This window comes from Ramlibacter humi (genome assembly GCF_004681975.1).
Lineage (GTDB): Bacteria > Pseudomonadota > Gammaproteobacteria > Burkholderiales > Burkholderiaceae_C > Ramlibacter > Ramlibacter humi.
In genome coordinates this window covers 570,429-591,413 of record NZ_SMLK01000001.1, presented here as the reverse complement: position 1 = coordinate 591,413, position 20,985 = coordinate 570,429, and the positions used below count along the sequence as shown (strand labels likewise).

General features: G+C 69.6%; 24 protein-coding genes. 10 read left to right on the top strand and 14 right to left on the bottom strand.

All coding sequences use genetic code 11. The features are described 5' to 3' along the window. Positions 1-7: 7 nt before the first annotated feature. A complete protein-coding gene (locus EZ216_RS02810; protein ID WP_135248051.1) occupies positions 8-214 on the top strand; it encodes a CsbD family protein in 207 nt (68 codons plus the stop codon). On the opposite strand, the gene EZ216_RS02805 is transcribed toward EZ216_RS02810, so the two are convergent. The 3 genes from EZ216_RS02805 to EZ216_RS02795 all read right to left on the bottom strand — a co-directional run bounded on the left by EZ216_RS02805 (position 211) and on the right by EZ216_RS02795 (position 3,108). Continuing rightward, positions 211-2,391: a DUF3482 domain-containing protein gene (locus EZ216_RS02805; protein WP_135248050.1), complete on the bottom strand. Its 2,181-nt coding sequence runs from the start codon at positions 2,389-2,391 to the stop codon at positions 211-213. The genes EZ216_RS02810 and EZ216_RS02805 overlap by 4 nt on opposite strands. 37 nt (positions 2,392-2,428) lie before the next feature. Then, entirely contained in the window at positions 2,429-2,710 is a 282-nt protein-coding gene (locus EZ216_RS02800) for a hypothetical protein (RefSeq protein ID WP_135248049.1), read from the bottom strand. 206 nt (positions 2,711-2,916) lie between these two features. Continuing rightward, positions 2,917-3,108, bottom strand: a complete 192-nt coding sequence (locus EZ216_RS02795) for a hypothetical protein (RefSeq protein ID WP_135248048.1) — start codon at positions 3,106-3,108, stop codon at positions 2,917-2,919. Positions 3,109-3,339: 231 nt separating this feature from the next. On the opposite strand from EZ216_RS02795, the gene EZ216_RS21595 reads away from it, so the two are divergent. Continuing rightward, on the top strand, positions 3,340-3,519 hold the full coding sequence (locus tag EZ216_RS21595) for a DUF3606 domain-containing protein (protein WP_205959611.1): 180 nt from the start codon (positions 3,340-3,342) through the stop codon (positions 3,517-3,519). A gap of 23 nt (positions 3,520-3,542) precedes the next feature. Here EZ216_RS21595 and EZ216_RS02785 read toward each other — a convergent pair whose 3' ends face one another. The 3 genes from EZ216_RS02785 to EZ216_RS02775 form a co-directional block, all read right to left on the bottom strand. Next, positions 3,543-3,962, bottom strand: coding sequence for a response regulator (locus EZ216_RS02785; protein WP_167772810.1), 420 nt, complete (start codon positions 3,960-3,962; stop codon positions 3,543-3,545). Positions 3,963-4,130: 168 nt separating this feature from the next. Then, positions 4,131-6,260 carry an AAA family ATPase gene (locus EZ216_RS02780; RefSeq protein ID WP_135248045.1) on the bottom strand — a complete coding sequence of 710 codons (2,130 nt, stop codon included), beginning with the start codon at positions 6,258-6,260 and terminating at the stop codon, positions 4,131-4,133. A 154-nt stretch (positions 6,261-6,414) separates the two neighbouring features. Next, positions 6,415-6,675: a hypothetical protein gene (locus tag EZ216_RS02775; RefSeq protein ID WP_135248044.1), complete on the bottom strand. Its 261-nt coding sequence runs from the start codon at positions 6,673-6,675 to the stop codon at positions 6,415-6,417. 328 nt (positions 6,676-7,003) lie between these two features. Between EZ216_RS02775 and EZ216_RS02770 the strand changes: the two genes are divergently transcribed. From EZ216_RS02770 to EZ216_RS02750, 5 genes are read left to right on the top strand one after another with little or no spacing between them, the layout of a single operon-like run. Then, on the top strand, positions 7,004-7,768 hold the full coding sequence (locus EZ216_RS02770) for an alpha/beta hydrolase (RefSeq protein WP_135248043.1): 765 nt from the start codon (positions 7,004-7,006) through the stop codon (positions 7,766-7,768). Positions 7,769-7,806: 38 nt separating this feature from the next. Continuing rightward, positions 7,807-8,733: a bifunctional helix-turn-helix transcriptional regulator/GNAT family N-acetyltransferase gene (locus tag EZ216_RS02765; protein ID WP_135248042.1), complete on the top strand. Its 927-nt coding sequence runs from the start codon at positions 7,807-7,809 to the stop codon at positions 8,731-8,733. Positions 8,734-8,740: 7 nt separating this feature from the next. After that, positions 8,741-9,622 carry a DMT family transporter gene (locus EZ216_RS02760; RefSeq protein ID WP_135248041.1) on the top strand — a complete coding sequence of 294 codons (882 nt, stop codon included), beginning with the start codon at positions 8,741-8,743 and terminating at the stop codon, positions 9,620-9,622. Then, positions 9,619-10,218: a chromate transporter gene (locus EZ216_RS02755; protein WP_135248040.1), complete on the top strand. Its 600-nt coding sequence runs from the start codon at positions 9,619-9,621 to the stop codon at positions 10,216-10,218. Before EZ216_RS02760 ends, EZ216_RS02755 begins: the two co-directional genes overlap by 4 nt. Beyond that, entirely contained in the window at positions 10,215-10,787 is a 573-nt protein-coding gene (locus tag EZ216_RS02750) for a chromate transporter (RefSeq protein WP_135248039.1), read from the top strand. The genes EZ216_RS02755 and EZ216_RS02750 overlap by 4 nt, the downstream gene beginning before the upstream one ends. Positions 10,788-10,791: 4 nt before the next feature. Here the strand turns inward: EZ216_RS02750 and EZ216_RS02745 are convergent, their stop codons facing one another. From EZ216_RS02745 to EZ216_RS02735, 3 genes are all read right to left on the bottom strand, one after another. Next, on the bottom strand, positions 10,792-11,514 hold the full coding sequence (locus tag EZ216_RS02745) for an SIR2 family NAD-dependent protein deacylase (protein ID WP_135248038.1): 723 nt from the start codon (positions 11,512-11,514) through the stop codon (positions 10,792-10,794). Beyond that, positions 11,511-12,245, bottom strand: coding sequence for a 23S rRNA (guanosine(2251)-2'-O)-methyltransferase RlmB (gene rlmB / locus EZ216_RS02740; protein ID WP_135248037.1), 735 nt, complete (start codon positions 12,243-12,245; stop codon positions 11,511-11,513). Before rlmB ends, EZ216_RS02745 begins: the two co-directional genes overlap by 4 nt. A 151-nt stretch (positions 12,246-12,396) precedes the next feature. Beyond that, a complete protein-coding gene (locus EZ216_RS02735) occupies positions 12,397-13,071 on the bottom strand; it encodes an ABC transporter ATP-binding protein (RefSeq protein WP_205959610.1) in 675 nt (224 codons plus the stop codon). Here EZ216_RS02735 and EZ216_RS02730 point away from each other — a divergent pair. Both EZ216_RS02730 and mnmH read left to right on the top strand, forming a co-directional pair. Next, a complete protein-coding gene (locus EZ216_RS02730; RefSeq protein ID WP_439126706.1) occupies positions 13,058-13,714 on the top strand; it encodes an arylesterase in 657 nt (218 codons plus the stop codon). The genes EZ216_RS02735 and EZ216_RS02730 overlap by 14 nt on opposite strands. After that, positions 13,711-14,769, top strand: coding sequence for a tRNA 2-selenouridine(34) synthase MnmH (mnmH, locus tag EZ216_RS02725; RefSeq protein WP_135248034.1), 1,059 nt, complete (start codon positions 13,711-13,713; stop codon positions 14,767-14,769). The genes EZ216_RS02730 and mnmH overlap by 4 nt, the downstream gene beginning before the upstream one ends. Positions 14,770-14,772: 3 nt before the next feature. Here mnmH and EZ216_RS02720 read toward each other — a convergent pair whose 3' ends face one another. From EZ216_RS02720 to EZ216_RS02700, 5 genes are all read right to left on the bottom strand, one after another. Beyond that, positions 14,773-14,961: a hypothetical protein gene (locus tag EZ216_RS02720; RefSeq protein WP_135248033.1), complete on the bottom strand. Its 189-nt coding sequence runs from the start codon at positions 14,959-14,961 to the stop codon at positions 14,773-14,775. 63 nt (positions 14,962-15,024) lie between these two features. Continuing rightward, on the bottom strand, positions 15,025-16,218 hold the full coding sequence (locus tag EZ216_RS02715) for a PLP-dependent transferase (RefSeq protein WP_135248032.1): 1,194 nt from the start codon (positions 16,216-16,218) through the stop codon (positions 15,025-15,027). A gap of 72 nt (positions 16,219-16,290) precedes the next feature. Continuing rightward, a complete protein-coding gene (locus tag EZ216_RS02710) occupies positions 16,291-16,815 on the bottom strand; it encodes a phosphoribosyltransferase (protein WP_135248031.1) in 525 nt (174 codons plus the stop codon). A 25-nt stretch (positions 16,816-16,840) separates the two neighbouring features. Next, the gene (locus EZ216_RS02705) at positions 16,841-18,169 is read right to left on the bottom strand and encodes an adenylosuccinate synthase (protein WP_135248030.1); all 1,329 of its coding nucleotides are present in this window, start codon (positions 18,167-18,169) and stop codon (positions 16,841-16,843) included. Between the two features lie 37 nt (positions 18,170-18,206). After that, positions 18,207-19,355 (bottom strand): ATP phosphoribosyltransferase regulatory subunit, encoded by a 1,149-nt coding sequence (locus tag EZ216_RS02700; RefSeq protein WP_135248029.1) that lies wholly within the window; start codon positions 19,353-19,355, stop codon positions 18,207-18,209. Between the two features lie 184 nt (positions 19,356-19,539). Between EZ216_RS02700 and EZ216_RS02695 the strand changes: the two genes are divergently transcribed. Further along, entirely contained in the window at positions 19,540-20,973 is a 1,434-nt protein-coding gene (locus EZ216_RS02695; protein WP_135248028.1) for an aldehyde dehydrogenase family protein, read from the top strand. Positions 20,974-20,985 lie beyond the last annotated feature (12 nt).

The window sequence follows — 20,985 nt, the reverse complement described above, 5'->3', positions numbered from 1 at the left end:
GTTCCCCGTGAACGAGCAGCAGATCAAGGGCAAGCTGAAGGAAGGCGCCGGTGAGGTGCAGGAGCACGTGGGCCGCGCGCTGGGCAACGAAGAGCAGGAAATGAAGGGCCATGCCCGTGAACAGGAAGGCAAGGTCGAGAAGAAGGTCGGCGACGTGAAGGACGCCGCGGACAAGGTCCAGGACGCCGCGGACAAGGCGGTCCGCAAGCCCTAACCGGCAGCCGAAGGCGGGCGCGCTCCCTCCAGCGCCCGCGTCATCGCATCTCGAAGCCACGCGGCCAGGGCGGCCTCCGCCCCGGCCGCGTTTTCGTTGTCGCGCAGCGAAAACCACGCCGCATCGAGGCGCGGCGTGTCTTCGCGGACGATGGTTTCCGCCTGCGCGCGCCATTCGGCTTCGTCCGGCTCGCCCCGGCCCGCGTGCGCGACGCGCAGGTAGCGCACCAGCGCGCCCTGCGCCAGTCCGCGCAGCATGTCTTCGCCGAGGGCGACGGTCGTCCGGTCCGCCGGCGTGGCGCGGTTCTTCCACGCGGCGGCCACCAGTGCCGCACCGCCCCCGACCAGGGCGCCCAGCGCGCTCGCAGCGCCCAGCGTGAGGCCACCGGTCATCAGGTCGACGGCCGCGCCCATCGCGGCACCGCTGGCGGCACCCGCCAGGCCCGCCTGCGATTCGTGGATGGCCTGGTCGATGCGGAAGGCGCCGGCCACCTCATCGCCGGCCGCCGCATCGCGTGCGTCCAGCGCGTGGAGTTCGAACAGCCGCCGGTCGCCCGTCGCGCGGCGTTGCCGCACGCGATCCAGCAGCGCGGCCATCGCTTCCTTGCGGGCCGATTGCGCCGCATCGCGTCCTTCGCGCATCACGTACTGGCGCACGCCGGCCGGCTCGGACGCCAGCGTCTGCGCATCGCGCGCCGCCTGCGCGAGTTCATCCGCCAGCAGCCGCGCACTCGCCCCCAGCCTTTCTTCGGCGTTCGAGCTCCACTGGAACCACAGCCGCTCGACGCCGGGCGCCTGCCACGCCGGCAGGCGCTGCAGCACGGCTTCGCGCCACAGCGCGTCCTGCCGCCACGTGCGCAACGCATCCCAGCCGACCACCGGGCCTTCGAGGTGGGCAGCGTGCAGCGCCTTCGCGGCAGCGGCTCCGTCCGCCGCGAACACCACCAGCGGCCAGCCTGCCTCCACGCGCGGCATCGCTTCACCGGCGGTCGACCACACGAGCAGGTCCGCGCGCGAATCCGGATCGAGGGACGGGCCGATCGCCACCGACAACGCATCGCCGCGATCCGTGCGCAGCGCGGTCCACGCTTCCGTCTCGCGCAGCGGCCCCGCTTCACCACCGGCCTGGCGCAGCACCGCCGTGAGCCGCCGCATGCCCTCGCCGTCGCCCGCCAGCAGCAGGTTCAGGCGCACCGGCCGCACGCGGCCCAGCAGCGGCCGGAAGTAGCCGTCGTCCACCGGCACGGCGATAGCCCGCGCGGCGAATCGCTGGCGCGCGGCGGCCCAAGTCGCCAGCGCCAGCCGCGGCAGCACCACCACCAGCGCGATCAGCGCCAGGTACAGGTACACCCAGTGGCGCGCTTCCTCGCGCCCCGGTTCCACCGGCGCGCGGAAATGCAGGCGCGCCAGGTCGTCGATGGAGAACGGCTGCAGCGGCGTCAGCGCGATCACCGGCGAGAACAGCACGCGCAGGAAGGCGTGCACCTGCGGCAGGTCCAGCAGCGTGCTTTCCCAGCCGACCCGGTACTCGCGCACCAGCCCGCCCAGCACGATGGACAACGCCACGCCCACGCCCCATGCGGCGGCGGAGAAGTGAAGGATGCGGCGCCAGCGCTGTCCTTCCAGCGCGCCGGCCACCTGCCACCACGCAGCCTGGAATCGCGCCACCACCTGCGCCCGCACGCCGCCCACGCGCGGCCAGGGCCAGGACGGCCAGCGGGAAGCATGCGCGTGACGGCCGGGCCGAAGCGCCATCACCGCCAGCGCCACGTACACGGCGAAGTTCCACAGCAGGAACATCAGCAGCGGCGGCGACAGCAGGTTGACCTGGTGCGGGTTGTCGATGCGATCGAGCACCGCGCCGGCCACCAGCGCCACCGCGGGCAGCAGCCAGGCCACGAAGGCGATCCAGGGGGCAGGTTCCGCCAGCGCCGCGATGCGCGGCTGGCGATGCGACACCAGTTCGATCAGGCGCCGCGCGCGCTCCAGCAAGTAGGCCTTGGCGTCGAGCTCCTTTCCAAGCGCCGGGTCGCCTGCACGCGCCAGCGCTTCGCGCTCGACCTGCTCGCGCTCCACGGCCCCCACCAGCCGCTGCTGCGCGTCGGCCTCGTCCACCGCCCGCGCCAGCAGCAGCCGGCGCGCTTCGGGTTCGGTGAGGTGGATCAGCTCGGCGTTCAATGTGTCCCGATTCTAGGAACGGGACGCACGAAGGGGATCAGTGTTTGCTTTTCTCTTCCGCGAGGCGCTTCGCCTCGCGCATGACCACCACGCTCGGCTGCTTCTCGAACGGCGTGGGCGGCAGGCCGATCAGGGCCTGCAGGTAGGCGTGGGCGCGGTTCATGTCCGCGCCGATCATGGCCAGCGCGACCTCGTGGTCGGGCTGGGTCTGGGCGATCTCCAGGTAGGCGGCGCGGAATCGCGCGTAGTCGGCCTCGGCCCGTGCGACGCGGCGCTGCACGGCCTGCATGTTGGCGTAGTCTTCACGGCTGTAACGCATGCCCCCATGCTAGGCAGCCTGCCGCTGCCGAGTTGCAACACGCGTGCAACATCACGCCGGCGGGTGCAACCGTGAACGGCATCACGCTGCCAGCGTGCGGGACAACGCTTGGCCCAGCATCTCCGGCGTGCAGGGCTTGGGCAGCACTTCGAAGTCCAGCTGCTCGAGCGTGTCCATGCGTTCGGCGTTATCCGACAAGGCGCGCGTCAGCCGCCTTGCTTGCCACCCGGCGGCGGCTCTTCGCGCCGCGGTTTCTCGCGCGCCGCCGCGTCGATCGCGCCCGGCCTGGGGTTCTGCTGCTGGCGCCGCAGCATCTCCTTCAGCGCGCTGGCCGCGCCCTCTCCATTCGAGGCGCGGCTGCGCTCGGGGCGGGCGGAGGATCGCTTGGCACGGACCATGAAACTGCCTTTGCCATGCAGCGTAGGCGCGGGTGCGGGGCGCCGCTGTCGGCGCGCCTGCGACGCACGGCGTAGGACACGCCGTTCAGCATGTTTGCGAAATCGCAGGTCGCACGGCAGCGCTTCCTACGGCAGCGCCTGCCGCCCGCGCACCTTGAATGCCTGCCGCCGCCGATGGGCGCGGCTTTCCGCGTCACCTACGCTACAGGCCTGCATCGAAGGAGTCGCACGATGTCGCAAGACAGCTTCCAGGTTCCGGTCGAAGACATCGTGGTCCGCCTGGACCGCGAGTGGGAAAAACGAAACTGGATGAAATGGCTGGGCTGCAGCGAAGAGGAACTGCGGAACGCGGTGGCAGCGATCGGGCCGGACCCGGACAACATCCGGCGGTTCCTGCGCCAGGCGCGCTGAGCTTCAGCGGCCGGCGCGAAAGTTCAGCGGGAAGCGGTCTCGCCGCTGCGGGCCAGCACCGCTTCCAGCGCGCCCAGTTCCACCGGCTTGGTCAGGTGGGCATCGAAGCCGGCTTCGGCCGTGCGGCGGCGGTCGCCCTCGGCGCCCCAGCCCGTCAGCGCGGCGATGAACACGCCTTCATGGCGCGGATCGGCGCGCAGCGTGCGGGCCACCTCGTAGCCGTCCATCACGGGCAGGCCCAGGTCGAGGAGCACGACGGCGGGCCGGAATTCGGCGGCCTTGTCGACGGCCTCGCGGCCGTCCTTGGCGCCGGCCGCTTCGTAGCCCAGCATCTCGAGCAGGGCGACCAGCGTCTCCAGCCCATCGGGGTTGTCTTCGACCACCAGCACGCGGCGGCCGTCATCGGAACCGGCGCTGGCCGGCGAAAGGGATTCGGTGGACATGTACATCGGGAACGGGCGGCATGATGCCACGCCCGCCAACTCATCCGGGGCCGCGGGGAGCGTAAAGCCTTGGGAAGCGGGGCCCACGGTCGCACGGCAGCCCGCGCGCCGCTCAGCCATGAAAAAGGGCCGCACGTGGCGGCCCTTCGGATGAACGCAGCGGCGAACTTACGCCGTCGGCTGCAGGCCCACCTTGTTGTTGAAGCTGTAGCAGGCCGCTTCGAAGCTGCGGATCTCGTGCAGGGCTTCGCGCAGGCTCATCTCGCCGCGCTCCATCAGCTTGCCGGCCAGGTGCTCGGTCAGCGGCTTCAGGCGCGACAGCATGGCCTTGGTCTCGCCGTACAGGCGCTCGCTCTGCGCTTCCATGATGGAACGCGTTTCTTCGTCCAGTGTCTTGGAGCCGTGGCCGTCGTTGGCCAGCGCGCCGAAGTTCAGGCGAGTCTTGCGGTACATGCCCATCTCGCCCACGGCGTGGTGCAGCAGCTTGGTGACGCGCGTGATGTCGTTGTGGGCGCCGTTGGTCGTGCCTTCCTCGCCGAAGAACAGCTCCTCGTTGGCCATGCCGCCCAGCAGCACGCGCACGTCGTGCTCGATGTCGGACTTGGTCTTCAGCAGGTTGCTGCCCTGCTTGTGGAACACGAAGCCCAGCGCGTTGTTGCGCGGGTTGGCCTTGAGCGAGATCTTGATGGTCTTCATCTCGGCCAGGACGTGGTCCCAATCGCCGCCGGCCTTCTTGCGCTCGGCTTCGAAGTCCACCAGGAAGTGGCCCCACTCGTGGATGGCGATGATGCGCCGGTCGCGCTCGCGCTCCTTGGTGGTGTTGGCGTTGACGTTGCCCACCAGCACGCGCTCCGCGGCCTGCATCAGCGTGTCGGCGCCGATCATCATGCCGGCCTGCACCGCGGTGATGCCCGCCTGGTTGACGATGGTCTCCAGGTCGGCCGGGCTGCGGCCTTCGGTGATCTCCACCATCGAGCGCAGGTCCAGGTCGGGCAGCACCTTGTCGGCGCGCTGCGACAGGTAGTGCTGGATGATGGCCTGGCGCTCTTCGCGGTTGGGCAGGCGGAAGTCCACCTTCATCTGGAAGCGGCGCAGCATGGCTTCGTCCATCTGCATCTGCTCGCTGTTGAAGTTGGAAGCCACGATCCAGATGATCTCGGCGTCGCTCTTGGTGCGCACGCCGTCCAGCACCGCCAGCAGCATGTTCTGCGTGTCGTCGTCGAACTTGCGGTGGCCGCCGCGCTTCATGAACAGGTCCTGCGCCTCGTCCAGGAACACGATGCAGCGCTTGCGGCGCTTGGCCATCGCGACGATGCGCGAGAGCGTGCCGGCGCCGCCGCCCACGTAGCCCGTCTCCAGGTTCACGGCGGAATGGAACAGGATGGGCAGGTTCAGCTCCTTGGCCAGGTAGCTGGCGAGCTTGGTCTTGCCGGTGCCCGCGGGGCCGCTGAACATCACATTGAACGGCTTGTTGATGCCGTATTCGGCGTACTCGGCGCGGCGCTGGTACTGGTCCTTGATCTGCGCGACCTCGGCCTTGATGTCATCCATGCCCACCAGGTCATGCAGCGAGCCGTTCACCTGCGCGGGCTCGATGAACTTCAGCGACTTGAACTGGCCCTTCAGCTGGAAGGCCAGGAAGCCCAGCAGGCCCAGCGTCAGCGCGGCCGACAGCACGCCGGACACGCCGGCCTTCCAGGCGTCCTTCTCGGACTGCGGGCGCGCGCCGGCGAAGCCCTGGTCCAGGCGTTCCAGCAGCTGCAGGCTGGCGGCGTTCAGGTCCGAGCGCGGCACGAACGACAGCTTCGCCGCCCAAGGGGCCGAGACGGCCTTGTCCGCGAAGATCTTGGTCTCCATGTCGGAAGGGTAGTACGCGTATTGCTTGCCGGCCGATTCGACCAGCACGAAACGCTCGGAGACGTTCCACATCAGCGGCTTGTAGATGACCGTGATGCGCTCGACCGGGTTGTTCTGCAGGAAGGCCAGCACCGAGCCGGTGCCGAACACCACGGGCTTGCTTTCGTCGAAGGCGGCCACGCCTTCGTTGGCGGCCATGGCGCGCACCTGCTCGGCGACGGCGGCCTGCTTCTGCATCAGCACGGCGGAATAGATGCCGGTGGCCGGGATCATCAGCGCGACGGCGATCACCAGCAGCTTCACGGCGGTGCTCTGGATGACGAACCAGTCGGAAACGCGCGAGGCGGCCTTCTTGATGGACAGCCACAGGCTGCCGGAAGGCTGCTCTTCGTTCTTGCCGAATTCGGGGGTAGGAGTGGAACTGACGGATAAATCAGACATGCGAGTCCTCTCGTGTGGGAGCAATCCTACAGAGGGCCCGTTTTCCACCCAAGCGAAAAGGCGAAGAAGGGGCCCTATGGGCCCCCTCTCGTGACTTATTCACGCGGGTGATGGAGGCGTGCCTCGGCCGTAGCGGCCGCGAGGCTCAGCCGTGTCAGTGCAAGGTGGCTTCGGGGTCGCGCGCCAGGGCGGGCAATTGCTCGCGCGCCTGCGCTTCGGCTTCGGCCAGCGCCTGCTCTTCGTCGCCGTGCAGGCGGGTGCCGCAAAGCTTCACCAGGCAGTTGGCGTCCCAGTAGCTTTCCGGGCGGCGGCGGCAGATCTTCGAGTAGCCCAGGAAGCGCTCGCCCGACTCACCGGTCTCGCAGGCATAGCTGGCGATGTAGAAGCCGTGGTGCGGGCCGGTGATGCGTTCCATGGTGGCGTCCTGCCGATGGGCCGAAGGTGGCCGATTGTGGAAGTCGCGGCAAGTTGTAGCTGTAGGACGGCACCGCGCCTCAGCAGGAGGAACAACGCGCCGCGCGCGCGCTCCAACGGGACGGCCGGGTTTTTTTCAAGTTTCTTCCCCCGGCTCTTTGGTCCCCGGGCCCCTGCGGCACGGGGACTTTTTCTTTCCGCTTCCTGCGGTTACGAGGTGTAGGCGGCGTCCTACCATGTAACAGCGCCGCTTCCCAACCACGGCGGTGGGCCGCGTCCCTAGCATCGCATCCTCGCGCTGTCGGCAGTCGTGCAAAGGGGGGAATGCGATGTCACAAGGCGGTCTGCTGTCCGGTTTCTCGCCCGGGCCCGCTCTGGATCACCTGCGCCAGCCGCTGCGCCAGCTGTTCGACGCCCCCCGCGCGCGGCGCGCATCCCAAGGCCGTGTCTATGAAGGCAAGGGCCAGCCCGTCATCGTCTTCCCCCGCCAGGGCACCGGTCCGGAAAGCACCGCGCCCCTGCGCCACGCGCTGGAGCAGGCCGGCTTCAAGGCGCACGACTGGGGCCATGGCGTGGACCAGGGGCCGCGCGCGATGGGCCTGTCGCGCTGGCTGCGCAGGCTGGAGGAATGCGTCATCGACGCGTTCGAGGTTTCGCAGCAGCCCGTGACGCTGCTGGGCTGGGGCCTGTCGGGCATCTACGCGCGCGAGCTGGCCAAGCGCGCCAACCCGCTGGTGCGCCAGGTGATCACGCTGGGCACGCCCTTCAACACCGCGGCCGATCCGCAGCGCCGCTGCGCCGTGTTCGCCCTCCTGGACAGCGGGCCCGAGCGCATGCCGCTGGCCGTGCGCCACCGCCTGCGCCAGCGCCCGCCGGTGCCCTGCACCTCCGTCTACAGCAAGGACGACGGCGTGGTGAACTGGGAGCAGTGCGTCCAGAAGGAAACGCCCGAGACCCAGAACATCGAACTGGCCGGCGTGCGCCACGAGGACCTGGCCGCGCACCCGCGCACGCTGGAGCTGGTGAGCCACCGGCTGGCCCAGTCCGAAGGCCAGTGGAAGCCCTTCCCCCGCGCCGCCCGGCGGCTGGCCTGATACTTGACGCCGTCAACTGATTGATTGACGATAGGCGGATGCCTCATCCGCCCGTCCCACCCGCGCAAGTCAAGGCCGTGCGCGGCTTCAACCGCTTCTACACCCAGCGCATCGGCGTGCTGGACCCCTACCTGGGCAGCGAGTTTTCGCTGACCGAAGTGCGGGTCCTCTACGAGCTGGCGCACCGCGACCAGCCCACGGCCAGCGAGCTGGGCCGCGACCTGTCGCTGGACGCCGGGTACCTGAGCCGCATCCTGCGCCGCTTCGAAGGCAAAGGCTGGCTGGAACGCGTGCCCTCGCCCGCCGACGCGCGGCGGAGCCTGCTGCGCCTGACGCCGGCCGGGCACGAAGCCTTCGCGCCGCTGCAGCAGCGGTCGCGCGACGAGGCCACGGCGCTGCTGGCGCCCCTGCCCGATGACCGGCGCGGCCGGCTGATCGCCGCCATGCAGGCCATGCAGCAGCTGCTGGAGCCGCCGGTTTCGCGCACCGTGGTGCTGCGCGACCCGCGGCCCGGCGACCTGGGCTGGGTGGTGATGCAGCACGGCGAGATTTACTCGCGCGAGTACGGCTACACCTCGGAATTCGAGATCCTGGTCGCGGGCATCGTGGCGGAACTGGGCCGCAAGTTCGACCCGCAGTGGGAGAAAGGCTGGATCGCCGAACTGGACGGCGAACGCGTCGGCTCGGTCTTCGTGGTGCGGCAGTCGCCGACGGTGGCCAAGCTGCGGTTGCTGATCCTGACCGAGCACGCGCGCGGCCTGAAGCTGGGTGCGCGGCTGGTGGACGAGTGCATCGCCTTCGCGCGCGGCAAGGGCTACCGCAAGCTGGTGCTGTGGACCAACGGCCAGCTGGCGGCGGCGCGCGCCATCTACGCGTCGCGCGGTTTCGAGCTCGTCGAAAGCGAACCGCTCGAGGCCTACGGCCGGAAGCTGACCAGCGAAACCTGGTCGCTGAAGCTGCGATGAGGCGCGCTTGAACCTGGCGTTGTGGGCCGCCGCGGCCACGGGTGTGCAGGTGGGCGCGGCCATCGTGGCTTCGCGCTTCGCGGTCGGCGAAGTGCCGCCGCTGACGCTGGCCATGCTGCGCTACGCCATCGGGTTCGCTTGCCTGCTGCCGTTCGCGCTGCGCGCCCGGCGAGCGTTGATCACGGCGCCCGCGCGCGACCTGGCCGCGATGGCGGCATTGGGCATCGGCCAGTTCGGCGTGCTGATCGCGCTGCTCAATTTCGGCCTGCAGCACATGCCGGCGGCGCCCGCCGCCCTGCTCTTCTCCATCTTCCCGCTGCTCACGCTGGCGTTCGCCGCGGCCGCGGGACGCGAGCGCGCCACCTGGCAGCTGGCCGGCGGCGTGCTCCTGTCCATCGCGGGCGTCGCGTGCACGTTGCTGCCGCGGCTGCACGGGTGGCAAGCGGGCGGCTGGTGGGGCGAGCTGGCGGTGCTGGCGGCCGCCGCCACCGGCGCGCTTTGCAGCGTGCTGTACCGGCCCTACCTGCAACGGTATCCGGTGGTGCCGGTGTCGGCTTTCGCGATGGCAGCATCGGTCGCCGCGCTCGCGTTGCTCGCCTTGCCGGAGGCGTGGCCCACGCGCGTGACGACGTTCAGCGGCACTTCGTGGGCGGCCATCGTCTTCATCGGGCTTTCCAGCGGTATCGGCTACTTCTGGTGGCTGTACGCGCTGAAGCACGAATCGCCGACGCGGGTGACCGTGTTCCTGGCACTGAACCCGGTGACGGCGGCGTTGCTCGGTTGGGCGCTGCTCGGCGAACGTCCCGCGCCGGCTTCGTGGGCCGCGCTGGCCCTCATCGCCGCCGGCCTGTGGCTCGCGACGCGCACGCCCGATAATCCACGCCCATGACCCCACCGCCCGCGGCGGAAACCGGCGAGCAGCACCGCCGGCCGCAGCCCGAATCGCTCCGCGACCTCTTCCTCTCCTTCACTTTCCTCGCGCTCCAGGGCTTCGGCGGCGTATTGGCCATCGTGCAGCGCGAGCTGGTCGAAAAGAAGCGCTGGATGACCCGTGAGGAGTTCGTCGAGGAATGGGCGGTGGCGCAGATCATGCCGGGGCCCAACGTGGTGAACCTGGCGCTGATGATCGGCGGACGCTACTTCGGCCTGAAGGGCGCCGTGGTGGCGCTGGCGGGCATGCTCACGGCGCCTCTCATCGTGGTGCTGCTGCTCGCGCTGCTGTACTCGCACTACGCGGGCGTGCCGCAACTCGCGAATGCGTTGCGCGGCATGGGCGCCGTGGCCGCGGGACTGATCACGGCCACCGGCCTGAAGCTGCTGTCGGCGCTGGGCAAGCATCCCCTGGGCATCCCGGCCTGCCTGGCGCTGGGCGTGGCCAGCTTCATCGGCATCGCCATCCTGCGGTGGCCGCTCGCGTGGATCCTGCTGGGGCTGGGCAGCCTCTCGTGCTGGCTGACGTGGCGCAAGCTGGGAGGCACGGCATGAACATCGTCATGACCGCGGCCGACTGGTTCCAGTTGCTGGCGCACTACCTGATGCTGTCGCTGCTGTCCGTGGGCGGCGCCATCACCACCGCTCCCGACATGCACCGCTACCTGGTGGACGAGCGCCACTGGCTGAGCGATCCGCAGTTCAGCGCATCGGTCGCCATCGCGCAGGCGGCGCCCGGGCCCAACGTGCTGTTCGTCGCGCTGATGGGCTGGAACGTCGGGCTCAATGCCGGCGGCTACGCGCTCGCGGCGCTGGGCGTGGCGCTGGCGATGGTCGGTATCCTGCTGCCCAGCGCCACCCTCACCTACCTGGCCGCGCAATGGGGCCACCGCAACCGCGGCCTTCGCGGCGTGCGCGCGTTCAAGCAGGGCATGGCGCCCATCGTCATCGCGCTGCTGGTGGCCACGGGCTGGGTGCTGGCGACCGGCGCGCATCCGAAGGCATCGGACGCGCCGATGTGGGCGTTGGCACTGGCCACGGCGGTGATCGTCTGGCGCACGCGCATTCACTTGCTGTGGCTGCTGGGCGCGGGCGCGGTGCTGGGGTGGTTCGGGCTGATTTAAGCGCTCACGCCAGCAGTTCCGGCAGCAGCTTCGCCGCCGTGCCGCGCAGCACCACGTGTGCCGCGTCGTCCAGGTCGCTGGGTTCGGGATTGACCACGACCATCCTTCCGTGGCGTGCCGCGGTGCGGGCCAAGCCCGCCGCGGGATAGACCACGCCGCTGGTGCCCACCACCAGCATCAGGCCGCAGGTTTCCGCCGCCTGTTCCGCGGCGGCCAGCGCGTCCATCGGAAGCATCTCGCCGAACCACACGACCGCTGGCCGGCGCAGGTTGCCGCACACCGGACAGCTCGGCGGGCGGCCTTCTTTCGGCGGGTTCGAAGTGCAGCACGCCTTCGGGCGGTCCAGCCACTTGTCGTCGGCGATGTTCCCGTGCAAAGCCAAGACACCGGGACTGCCGGCGAGTTGATGCAAGCCGTCGACGTTCTGCGTGATGAGCGCCAGCCGGCCCGGATGGCGCCGCGCGTACCCGGCCAGCGCGACGTGCCCGGCATTCGGCTGCACGCCTTTCATCATCTCGCGCCGCATCACGTACCAATCCCAGACGAACTGCGGCCGCGCGCGGAATGCTTCTTCGGTCGCGAGTTCTTCGGGCCGGAACTTCGACCACAGCCCCGTCTGCGCGTCGCGGAATGTCGGCACGCCCGATTCGGCGCTCATGCCCGCCCCGGTCAGCACGGCGATCGATTTCGCCTGCGCTATCCAGCCGCGGACCTGCTCCACGCTCATGACCGTTGCCGGAGCGCCTCGTACAGGCAGATGCCGCTGGCCACCGACACGTTGAGGCTTTCGACGGCGCCGCGCATGGGGATGGACACCAGCTCGTCGCAGGTCTTGCGCGTGAGCTGGCGCATGCCGGGGCCTTCGGCGCCCAGCACCAGGGCAACGGGCGCCTTGAAGTCGGCCTGGTACAGCGTGCGCGGCGCATCGTCGCTGGTGCCGATGCACCAGATGCTGCGTTCCTTCAGCTCGCCCAGCGTGCGCGCCAGGTTGGTGACCATGAAGTAAGGCACCGTCTCGGCGGCGCCGCTGGCGACCTTGGCCACGGTGGCGTTCAGGCCCACCGCGTGGTCCTTGGGCGCGATCACCGCGTGCGCGCCGGCGCCGTCGGCCACTCGCAGGCAGGCGCCCAGGTTGTGCGGATCGGTCACGCCGTCCAGCACCAGCAGCAGCGGCGGCCCTTCGATGGCGTCCAGCAGGTCGTCCAGCGAAGCCGTCTGCGGCATGGGCTCCACCCGCGCCGCCACGCCCTGGTGGCCATGGCTGCCCGCGAGCTTGGCGATGCGCAGCGCGTCGGCTTCGATCAGCCGCACGCCGGCCTCCTTGGCCTTGCCCAGGAACTGCCGCATGCGCGCGTCGCGGCGCGTGGCTTCGTAATACACCTCGATGATGGACGCGGGCGCGGTCTTCAGGCGCACGCCAACGGCGTGGAAACCGAAGAGGACTTTGGGGGAGGACATGCGGCGATTATCCAAGGCCGCTGAATGCGGGGTCCGCAACGCAGAGGACGCAGAGCGAGCGCAGAGGACGCCGAGAAGTCAAAAGAATCCTCGACGGTTTTCTCTGCGTTCTCTGCGAACCTCTGCGCTCTCTGCGTTGCGGACCCCGCATTCACCCCGGCACGATCCGCCCCGCCTCGATCGTGATCCGACGTTCGCAGCGCGCCGCGATGGCGCGGTCGTGGGTGACCAGCACAAGGGTCGTTCCGCGTTCGCGATTGAGCTCGAACATCAGGTCCATCACCCGCTCGCCGGTGGCGAAGTCCAGGCTGCCCGTGGGTTCGTCGGCCAGCAGCACGGCGGGCTCGACGACGAAGGCGCGCGCCAAGGCCACGCGTTGCTGCTCGCCGCCGGACAGCACCTTGGGGTAGTGGCCCAGCCGCTCGGCCAGGCCCACGCGCTCCAGCATGGCGGCGGCCAGCTTGCGGGCGTCGCGGCGGCCGGCCAGTTCCAGCGGCAGCATCACGTTCTCCAGCGCGGTGAGGTTGCCCATCAGCTGGAAGCTCTGGAACACGAAGCCCACCTGCCGGGCCCGCAGCGCGGCGCGATCGTCCTCGTCCAGCGAGAACAGGTCCTCGCCCGCCAGCCGCACCGTGCCGCGCGTGGGCGTGTCCAGCCCCGCGATGATGGACAGCAGCGTGCTCTTGCCCGAACCGGAAGCGCCGACGATGGCCGCCGTTTCCCTCGGTGCAAGGGCGAAATCGATATCGCGCAGAATGTCGAGGGTGCCGGTCGAGTCGGTCACGGACTTGTGGACGTGCTCGACGGCGATGATGGGATCGGGCATTGAAGAAGGATTGTTCTTGAGGCGCAGGCACTTTATCGCGGCCGGGCTGGCCGGCGCGTTCGCCGGCATGGCATCGGCCGCCTCCCCGGCCACCGTGCTGGTGGTCGGCGATTCGCTCAGCGCCGAGTATGGCCTGCAGCGCGGCACCGGCTGGGTGCCGCTGCTGGAGAAAAAGCTCGTGGCCGAGAAGGTCCCGGCACGCGTGGTCAACGCCAGCATCAGTGGCGACACCACTTCGGGCGGGCGTTCGCGCCTCGCCTCGCTGCTGACGCAGCACCAGCCCAGCGTGGTGGTGCTGGAGCTGGGCGGCAACGACGCGCTGCGCGGTCTCCCGCTGGACATGACCCGCGCCAACCTGGCGGCCATGACGGAAGCCGCGAAAAGGGCCGGCGCGCGCGTGCTGCTGCTGGGCATGCAACTGCCGCCCAACTACGGCGCCGACTATGGCCGCAAGTTCGCCGGGCTGTACGAGCAGGTGGCCAGGGAGCAGCAGGCCGCGCTGGTGCCGTTCTTCCTCAAGGGCGTGGCGGACATCGCCGACCCGACCAAGCTGTTCCAGGCCGACCGCATCCACCCCAACGAGCAGGCCCAGGCCACGATGCTGGCCAACGTCTGGCCCGAACTGCGGAAGCTGCTGAAGTGAGCCTGCAGACCCTGCCGGCCGCCGAAGCCGCGGCGCGGCTGGATTCGTTCAGCGCCGTCATCGACGCGCGCAGCGAAGCCGAGTACGCCGAAGACCGCCTGCCCGGCGCGGTGAACTGGCCGTCCCTCAACAACGAGGAGCGCGCCCTCGTCGGCACCATCTACAAGCAGGTCAACCCGTTCGAGGCGCGCAAGCGCGGCGCTGCGCTGGTGGCGGCCAACGTGTCGCGCCACATCGAGCGCGAGGTGCTGGACAAGCCCAAGGACTGGCAGCCGCTGGTGTATTGCTGGCGCGGCGGCAAGCGCAGCGGCTCGCTGTCGCTGGTGCTGGACCAGATCGGCTTCCGCGTCTCGCTGGTGGAAGGCGGCTACAAGGCTTTCCGCGGCGTGGTGCTGGCGCAGCTGCCGGAGCTTTCGCAGCGGCTGCACTACCGAGTGGTGTGCGGCCCCACCGGCTCGGGCAAGACGCGGCTGCTGCATGCGTTGCGCGACGCGGGCGCGCAGGTGCTGGACCTGGAAGGCCTGGCGCACCACCGCAGCTCGGTGCTGGGCCTGATCCCCGGCGAGCCCCAGCCCAGCCAGAAGGCGTTCGACACCCGAGTCTGGCAGGCCCTGCGCGCCTTCGACCCCGCGCGGCCGGTGTACGTGGAAAGCGAAAGCCGCAAGGTGGGCAACGTGGCCGTGCCCGAGGCGCTGATCGCCGTCATGCGCGCCAGCCCCTGTCTGCGGCTGGAGTTGCCCGACGACGAGCGCGTGGCGCTGCTGATGGAGGACTACCAGTTCTTCGTGCGGGACGCCGAGCTGTTCTGCGGGCGCCTGGCGGCCCTGACCCAGCTGCGCGGCAAGGCGGTGGTGGATCGCTGGCAATCGCTGGCGCGGGCCGGCGACATGGACACGGTGGTGAGGGAGCTGCTGTTGAGCCACTACGACCCGGGGTACTCGGCTTCGATCCAGCGCAATTTCAGCCGGTACGGGGAGGCGCCAGCCTGCTTGCTGCCCGACCGGGGCGAGGAAAGCCTGGCGCGGCTGGCGCGCGAGATCGCGGCGGCGGGGTAAGCCTCAGGCCGGCGGGTTCTGCTCGGGCGAAGCGGGCGCGTCGCCCTCACCGCCCTGCTCGTCTTGGCCCGCCTCGTCGGCGGGCGCGACGCCCGACTTGCGGTCGGCCTTCGCCTTGAGTTTTTCTTCCTTCTTGCGCTTCTTGGCCAGTTCGCGCTGGCGCTTCTCGTATCCGTAGTTGGGTGTGGCCACAGCGCTTCCGGTTCTCTAAAGGGTTGATGGGACACTGTACGGCAAAACGCCGCGCCGTCCAGCTCAGCCGAGCGCGGCCAGGGCCTGCTCCAGGTCGGCGCGCAGGTCTTCGGCCTCTTCCAGGCCCACCGAGAAGCGCACCAGGATGCCCTTGTGGGCCCAGGTGCCCAGCGAGGCCGTGCGCATCGAAGGCAGGTTGTACGGCACCACCAGGCTGACCGGGCCGCCCCAGGAATAGCCCAGCTTGAAGAGCTTGAGCGCGTCGCAGAACCTGTCCACCCGCGCCGCCGGGTAGCGCTCGTGGAAGACCACCGAGAACAGGCCGGCGGCCAGCCCCTGGCCGCCGCACACCGCGCGCCAGTGCTCGTGGCCAGGCGAACCTTCCAGCGCCGGGTGCAGCACGGCGGCGATCTCGGGCCGCCCACCCAGCCAGGCGGCCAGCTGCCGCGCCGACACGTCGTGCGCGCGGTAACGCACCGCGATGCTGGGCAGCGAACGCAGCACCAGTTCCACGTCGTTGGCGCCGACGCCCAGGCCCAGCCGCATGTGCGTCATCTTCAGTTGGGTGTGCAGGTCGTCGTCACGCGTGCAGACGCTGCCCATCAGCACGTCGCCGCCGCCGCTGGGGTACTTGGTCAGCGCCTGCACCACGATGTCGGCGCCGCTGCCCTGCCCCAGGTCGAAGCCATTGAAAGCCAGGCCCGCGCCCCAGGTGTTGTCCAGCGCGGTGGTGATGCCGCGGCGGCGGCACGCTTCAATGAATTGCGCGAGTGGCGGGAACTCCATCGTCACCGAGCCGGGCGCTTCCAGCCACACGAGCCTGGTCTTCGGCCCGAGCAGCTTCTCGAACGCCGCCGGGTCCATCGGGTCGTAGTAGCGGTGCGTGATGCCCCACTGCGCGAGCTCGCCTTCGGCGAGGGTCTTGGAAGGCCCGTAGACGTTGTCCGGGATCAGGACCTCGTCGCCGACAGACAGCAGCGACAAATCGACGTTGGCGATGGCCGCCAGGCCGCTGGGCACCAGCAGGCAGTGCTTCGCGCCTTCGAGCGTGGCGATGCGCTCTTCCAGCTGGAACGTGGTGGGCGTGCCGTGCAGCCCGTAGGTGTAGCCGGTCTTGTGCTTCCAGTCGCGCGCCCGCAGCGCGGCGACGTTGGGGAAGATGACGGTGGAGGCTTTGTAGACCCCCGGCTGCGGCGCGGAAAAACCGGCGGGCGGGGTGTAGGGATGCTGGATGAGGTCGGTCGAACGGACAGGCATGGCGGGCATGGTAGCCCCTGTCCCGTCATCCCCGCCTTCTTCCGTCATCCCCGCGGAGGCGGGGATGACGGTTCAGACCTTCCACTTCTCGATCAGCTTCTCCGGCCCCATGGCGTCATAGAGCTCGAAGGGCTGGTGGATCCACGGGTTCGTGGGCAGGAATTCCACCGAGTAGTCGGCCTCGAACTTCGACAGGCCCTTGGTCCAGAGCACCGCCGTGCGCAGTTCGGTGATGGGCTTGTAGCTGTTGCGCAGCAGGTCCACCACCTTGTGCAGCGTGTGGCCGGAGTCGGCCAGGTCGTCCACCAGCAGCACCTTGCCGGCGATCTCGCCCTTGGGCGTGGTGATGTAGCGCGCGATGTCCAGGTGGCCCTGCACCGTGCCCGCTTCGGCGCGGTAGGAGCTGGTGGACATGATGGCCAGCGGCTTGTCGAAGATGCGCGAGAGGATGTCGCCGGGCCGCATGCCGCCGCGCGCCAGGCACAGGATGGTGTCGAACTGCCAACCCGACTGGTGGATGCGGATCGCGAGCTTCTCGACGAGGTTGTGGTACTCGTCGTAGCTGACGTAAAGGTGTTTGCCGTCTTCCGTGAGCATGTCCTCGAACTCCTCTTGAACCCTCTTACGCCAGGTACGGATGCCGCATCATGATCGTGTGATCGCGGTCCGGGCTGGTCGAAATGATATCGATGGGCACCCCGGTCACCTGCTCGATGCGCTGCAGGTACAGGCGCGCGTTGACGGGCAGCTTGTCGTACTGCGTGACGCCCACGGTGCTGTCGGTCCAGCCCTCCAGCGTCTCGTAGATCGGCTTGCAACGCGAGATCTCGTCCGCGCCCAGCGGCAGGATGTCGATGTGCTCGCCGTCCAGTTCGTAGCCGGTGCAAAGCTGCAGTTCCTGGATGCCGTCCAGCACGTCCAGCTTGGTGATGCACAGGCCCGACAGGCCGTTGACCTGCGCGCTGCGCTTGAGCAGCGCGGCGTCGAACCAGCCGCAGCGGCGGAAGCGCCCGGTGGTCACGCCCTTCTCCATGCCCACCGTCGACAGGTGGTGGCCCACGGTGCCCGGCGTCGCCCAATCCAGTTCGGTGGGGAACGGCCCGCCGCCCACGCGCGTGCAGTAGGCCTTGGTGATGCCCAGGATGTAGTGCAGCATGCCCGGCCCCACGCCCGCGCCCGCGGCGGCGTTGCCGGCCACGCAGTTGCTGGAGGTGACGTACGGGTAGGTGCCGTGGTCCACGTCCAGCAGCGTGCCCTGCGCGCCTTCGAACAGCAGGTTGTCGCCGTGGCGGTGCGCCTCGTTCAGCTCGCGCGAGACGTCGGCCATCATGGGACGCAGGCGCTCGCCCAGCTTCAGCGCTTCGTCCAGCGTCTGCTGGTAATCCACGGCCGGCGCGTGCAGGTAGGTGGTGAGCACGTGGTTGTGCAGGTCCAGCAGCACCTTCAGCTTCTCGGCGAAACGCTCCGGGTGCTTCAGGTCCTGCACGCGCAGCGCGCGGCGCGCGATCTTGTCTTCGTACGCGGGGCCGATGCCGCGGCCGGTGGTGCCGATCTTCTCGGTGCCGCCCTTCTCGCGCAGCGCCTCGCGCGCCACGTCCAGCGCCGAGTGGAAAGGCAGGATCAGCGGGCAGGCCTCGCTGATGCGAAGGCGCGAGCGCACCTCCACCCCGGCCTTTTCCAGCCCTTCGATCTCCTCGAACAGCTTGGCCACCGACAGCACCACGCCGTTGCCGATGTAGCACTTCACGCCGGGCCGCATGATGCCGCTGGGGATGAGGTGCAGCGCGGTCTTCACGCCGTTGATCACCAGCGTGTGGCCCGCGTTGTGGCCGCCCTGGAAGCGAACCACGCCCTGCGCCATCTCGGTGAGCCAGTCCACCAGCTTGCCCTTGCCTTCGTCACCCCACTGGGTGCCGACCACGACCACGTTGCGACCTGTCGTCTTGTTCATCGCGAAATCCCGGAAAAGAAACTGTTGAAGCGGAGGGTCAGAGCGCGCGCACGACCCAGCGGTCCTGCTGCAGCGCCAGCTCGCGGTCGCAGTGGAACTCGTCCACCTGGCTCTCGTGGCCCGGCAGCACGCAGACCACGGTCTCGCCCGCGGCGCGCAGGCGCGCGATGGCTTCGCGCAGTTCGGGCTGTTCGCCCCAGGGTGCGCGAATGGCGGCCTTCAGCGGCGGGCGGGCGACCACGCCGACCAGCTCGCGCACGTCCAGCGAGAAGCCCGCCGCGGGGCGGTTTCGGCCGAACACGGCGCCCACTTCGTCGTAACGGCCGCCGCGCACCAGCGCGTCGCTGGCGCCAGGCATGTAGATGCCGAAGCGGATGCCGCTGTAGTACGCGTAGCCGCGCAGGTCGGCCAGGTCGTAGCTGACCGTCGCGCCGCCCAGGTGGCGGCCGATCCAGGCCAGCTGCTCCAGCGCCTGCGCGATGGCCGGCGTGTGGGGCAGCACGCGTCGCGCTTCGTCCAGCACCTTGGCGTCGCCGTACAGGCCGACCAGCGCGGCCAGGCCTTCGCGCGAAGCCGCGGGGAAGTCCTTCGTCAGGCTCTGGAGTGAGGACGCATCCTTGGCCGCCAAGGCCGCATGCACGTCGCGCAGCACCTTCGCATCCACCGGCACGCCGGCGAACAGCGCGCGCACGATGCGCGCATCGGCCAGGTCCACCGTCACCGCGGGCGCCTTCACCGCCTTCAGGCAGTCCAGCGCCAGCAACAGCACTTCGAGGTCCGCTTCCAGGCCCGCGTGGCCGTAAATCTCCGCGCCGAACTGCAGCGGTTCGCGCGTGGCGTGCGGGCGGTCGGGGCGGGTGTGCAGCACGGGGCCGCAATAGCAGAGGCGCGTGACCCCGGCGCGATTGAGCAGGTGGGCGTCGATGCGGGCCACCTGCGGCGTGGTGTCCGCGCGCAGGCCCATCATGCGGCCGGAAAGCTGGTCCACCAGCTTGAACGTCTGCAGGTCGAGGGCTTCGCCGGTCCCGGTGAGCAGCGATTCCAGGTGCTCCAGCAGCGGCGGCATCACCAGCTCGCAGCCGTAGCCGCGGGCGGTATCCAGCAGCAGGCGCCGCAATTCCTCGATGTGCCGGGCCTCGGAAGGCAGGACGTCGGCGATGTGATCCGGCAGGACCCAGGCGGACATGGGGTCGGGGGAGGCTGTTAAAAGCGGGATTCTACCGGGGTGGAATTCGGGGTCCGCAGCGCAGAGAACGCAGAGGTTTCGCAGAGGGCGCGGAGGAAACCCTTAACGGATTCCTTGCCCCTCTGCGTTCTCTGCGCTGCGGACCCCGCATTCTTCCCGCGGCATTGGCGCAAAATCCCATCCCATGCAACTCCACTTCATCGGCAACGAAAGCGTCCGCTCCGCCGGCGGCCGCACGATCCCCGTCATCGATCCGTCGGACGGCCAGCCCTACGATGAGCTGCAGCGCGGAACGCCCGAGGACATCGACGCGGCGGTCAGGGCGGCGCGCCAGTGCCACGACAGCGTCTGGAGCCGCCTCTCCGCCGCCGAGCGCGGCCGGCTGCTGATGAAGCTGTCGAACAAGGTCGCCGAACACGCCGAAGAACTGGCCGCGATCGAGCAGCGCGATTGCGGCAAGCCCACCAAGCAGGCGCGCGCCGACGCGCTGGCGCTGGTGCGCTACTTCGAGTTCTACGCCGGCGCCTGCGACAAGCTGCACGGCGACACCATCCCCTACCTCGACGGCTACAGCGTGCTCACCTGGCGCGAGCCGCACGGCGTGACGGGCCACGTCATCCCGTGGAACTACCCGATGCAGATCTTCGGCCGCAGCGTCGGCGGCGCGCTGGCCGCGGGCAACGTGTGCGTGGTGAAGCCCTCGGAAGACGCCTGCATGTCGCTGATCCGCGTGGCGCAACTGGCGGCGGAAGTGGGCTTCCCCGCCGGCGCCATCAACATCGTCACCGGCTTCGGCCATGAGGTGGGCGACGCCCTCGCCCGCCATCCCGGCATCGACCACATCAGCTTCACCGGCAGCCCGCGCGTGGGCACGCTGATCCAGCAGGCCGCGGCCGAACGCCACTGCCCCGTGACGCTGGAGCTGGGCGGCAAAAGCCCGCAGATCATCTTCGACGACGCCGACCTCGATGCCGCGCTGCCCATGGTCATCAACGCCATCGTGCAGAACGCCGGGCAGACCTGCTCGGCCGGCTCGCGCCTGCTGGTGCACCAGCCGATCTACGAATCGCTGCTGGACCGCCTGGGCGGCCTGTTCGCCAACCTGCGCGTGGGCCCCGCGAAGATGGACCTGGACGTGGGCCCGCTGATCCGCGCCAGCCAGCAGCAGCGCGTGTGGGACTTCCTGTCCGACGCGCAGCACGCCGGCATCCCGATGGTGGCGCAGGGCACGGTGGTGGACGAAGCGCCCGAGACGGGCTACTACCAGGCCCCCACCCTGCTGCGCGACGTGCCGGTGATGCACCGCCTGGCTCAGGAGGAAGTGTTCGGCCCCGTGCTGGCGGCCATGCCGTTCGGGGACGAGGACGAAGCCGTGCAGCTGGCCAACGCCACCCACTTCGGCCTGGTGGCGGGCATCTGGACGCGCGACGGCGGCCGGCAGTTCCGCATGGCCAAGCGCGTGAAGAGCGGCCAGGTGTTCGTCAACAACTACGGCGCCGGCGGCGGCGTGGAGCTGCCTTTCGGCGGCGTGAAGTCCTCGGGCTACGGCCGCGAGAAGGGCTTCGAGGCATTGCTGGGCTTCACCACGCTGAAGACCGTGGCCATCCGTCACGGCTGAACAAAAAATCCA

Excerpts from the sequence above, each read along its gene's own strand:
- EZ216_RS02800 (WP_135248049.1), bottom strand. The coding sequence starts at position 2,710 with ATGCGTTACAGCCGTGAAGACTACGCCAACATGCAGGCCGTGCAGCGC.
- EZ216_RS02795 (WP_135248048.1), bottom strand. The coding sequence starts at position 3,108 with ATGGTCCGTGCCAAGCGATCCTCCGCCCGCCCCGAGCGCAGCCGCGCC.
- EZ216_RS21595 (WP_205959611.1), top strand. The coding sequence starts at position 3,340 with ATGTCGCAAGACAGCTTCCAGGTTCCGGTCGAAGACATCGTGGTCCGC.
- EZ216_RS02785 (WP_167772810.1), bottom strand. The coding sequence starts at position 3,962 with ATGTCCACCGAATCCCTTTCGCCGGCCAGCGCCGGTTCCGATGACGGC.
- EZ216_RS02780 (WP_135248045.1), bottom strand. The coding sequence starts at position 6,260 with ATGTCTGATTTATCCGTCAGTTCCACTCCTACCCCCGAATTCGGCAAG.
- EZ216_RS02775 (WP_135248044.1), bottom strand. The coding sequence starts at position 6,675 with ATGGAACGCATCACCGGCCCGCACCACGGCTTCTACATCGCCAGCTAT.
- EZ216_RS02770 (WP_135248043.1), top strand. The coding sequence starts at position 7,004 with ATGTCACAAGGCGGTCTGCTGTCCGGTTTCTCGCCCGGGCCCGCTCTG.
- EZ216_RS02765 (WP_135248042.1), top strand. The coding sequence starts at position 7,807 with ATGCCTCATCCGCCCGTCCCACCCGCGCAAGTCAAGGCCGTGCGCGGC.
- EZ216_RS02755 (WP_135248040.1), top strand. The coding sequence starts at position 9,619 with ATGACCCCACCGCCCGCGGCGGAAACCGGCGAGCAGCACCGCCGGCCG.
- EZ216_RS02750 (WP_135248039.1), top strand. The coding sequence starts at position 10,215 with ATGAACATCGTCATGACCGCGGCCGACTGGTTCCAGTTGCTGGCGCAC.
- EZ216_RS02745 (WP_135248038.1), bottom strand. The coding sequence starts at position 11,514 with ATGAGCGTGGAGCAGGTCCGCGGCTGGATAGCGCAGGCGAAATCGATC.
- rlmB (WP_135248037.1), bottom strand. The coding sequence starts at position 12,245 with ATGTCCTCCCCCAAAGTCCTCTTCGGTTTCCACGCCGTTGGCGTGCGC.
- EZ216_RS02730 (WP_439126706.1), top strand. The coding sequence starts at position 13,058 with ATGGGATCGGGCATTGAAGAAGGATTGTTCTTGAGGCGCAGGCACTTT.
- EZ216_RS02735 (WP_205959610.1), bottom strand. The coding sequence starts at position 13,071 with ATGCCCGATCCCATCATCGCCGTCGAGCACGTCCACAAGTCCGTGACC.
- EZ216_RS02715 (WP_135248032.1), bottom strand. The coding sequence starts at position 16,218 with ATGCCTGTCCGTTCGACCGACCTCATCCAGCATCCCTACACCCCGCCC.
- EZ216_RS02710 (WP_135248031.1), bottom strand. The coding sequence starts at position 16,815 with ATGCTCACGGAAGACGGCAAACACCTTTACGTCAGCTACGACGAGTAC.
- EZ216_RS02705 (WP_135248030.1), bottom strand. The coding sequence starts at position 18,169 with ATGAACAAGACGACAGGTCGCAACGTGGTCGTGGTCGGCACCCAGTGG.
- EZ216_RS02700 (WP_135248029.1), bottom strand. The coding sequence starts at position 19,355 with ATGTCCGCCTGGGTCCTGCCGGATCACATCGCCGACGTCCTGCCTTCC.
- EZ216_RS02695 (WP_135248028.1), top strand. The coding sequence starts at position 19,540 with ATGCAACTCCACTTCATCGGCAACGAAAGCGTCCGCTCCGCCGGCGGC.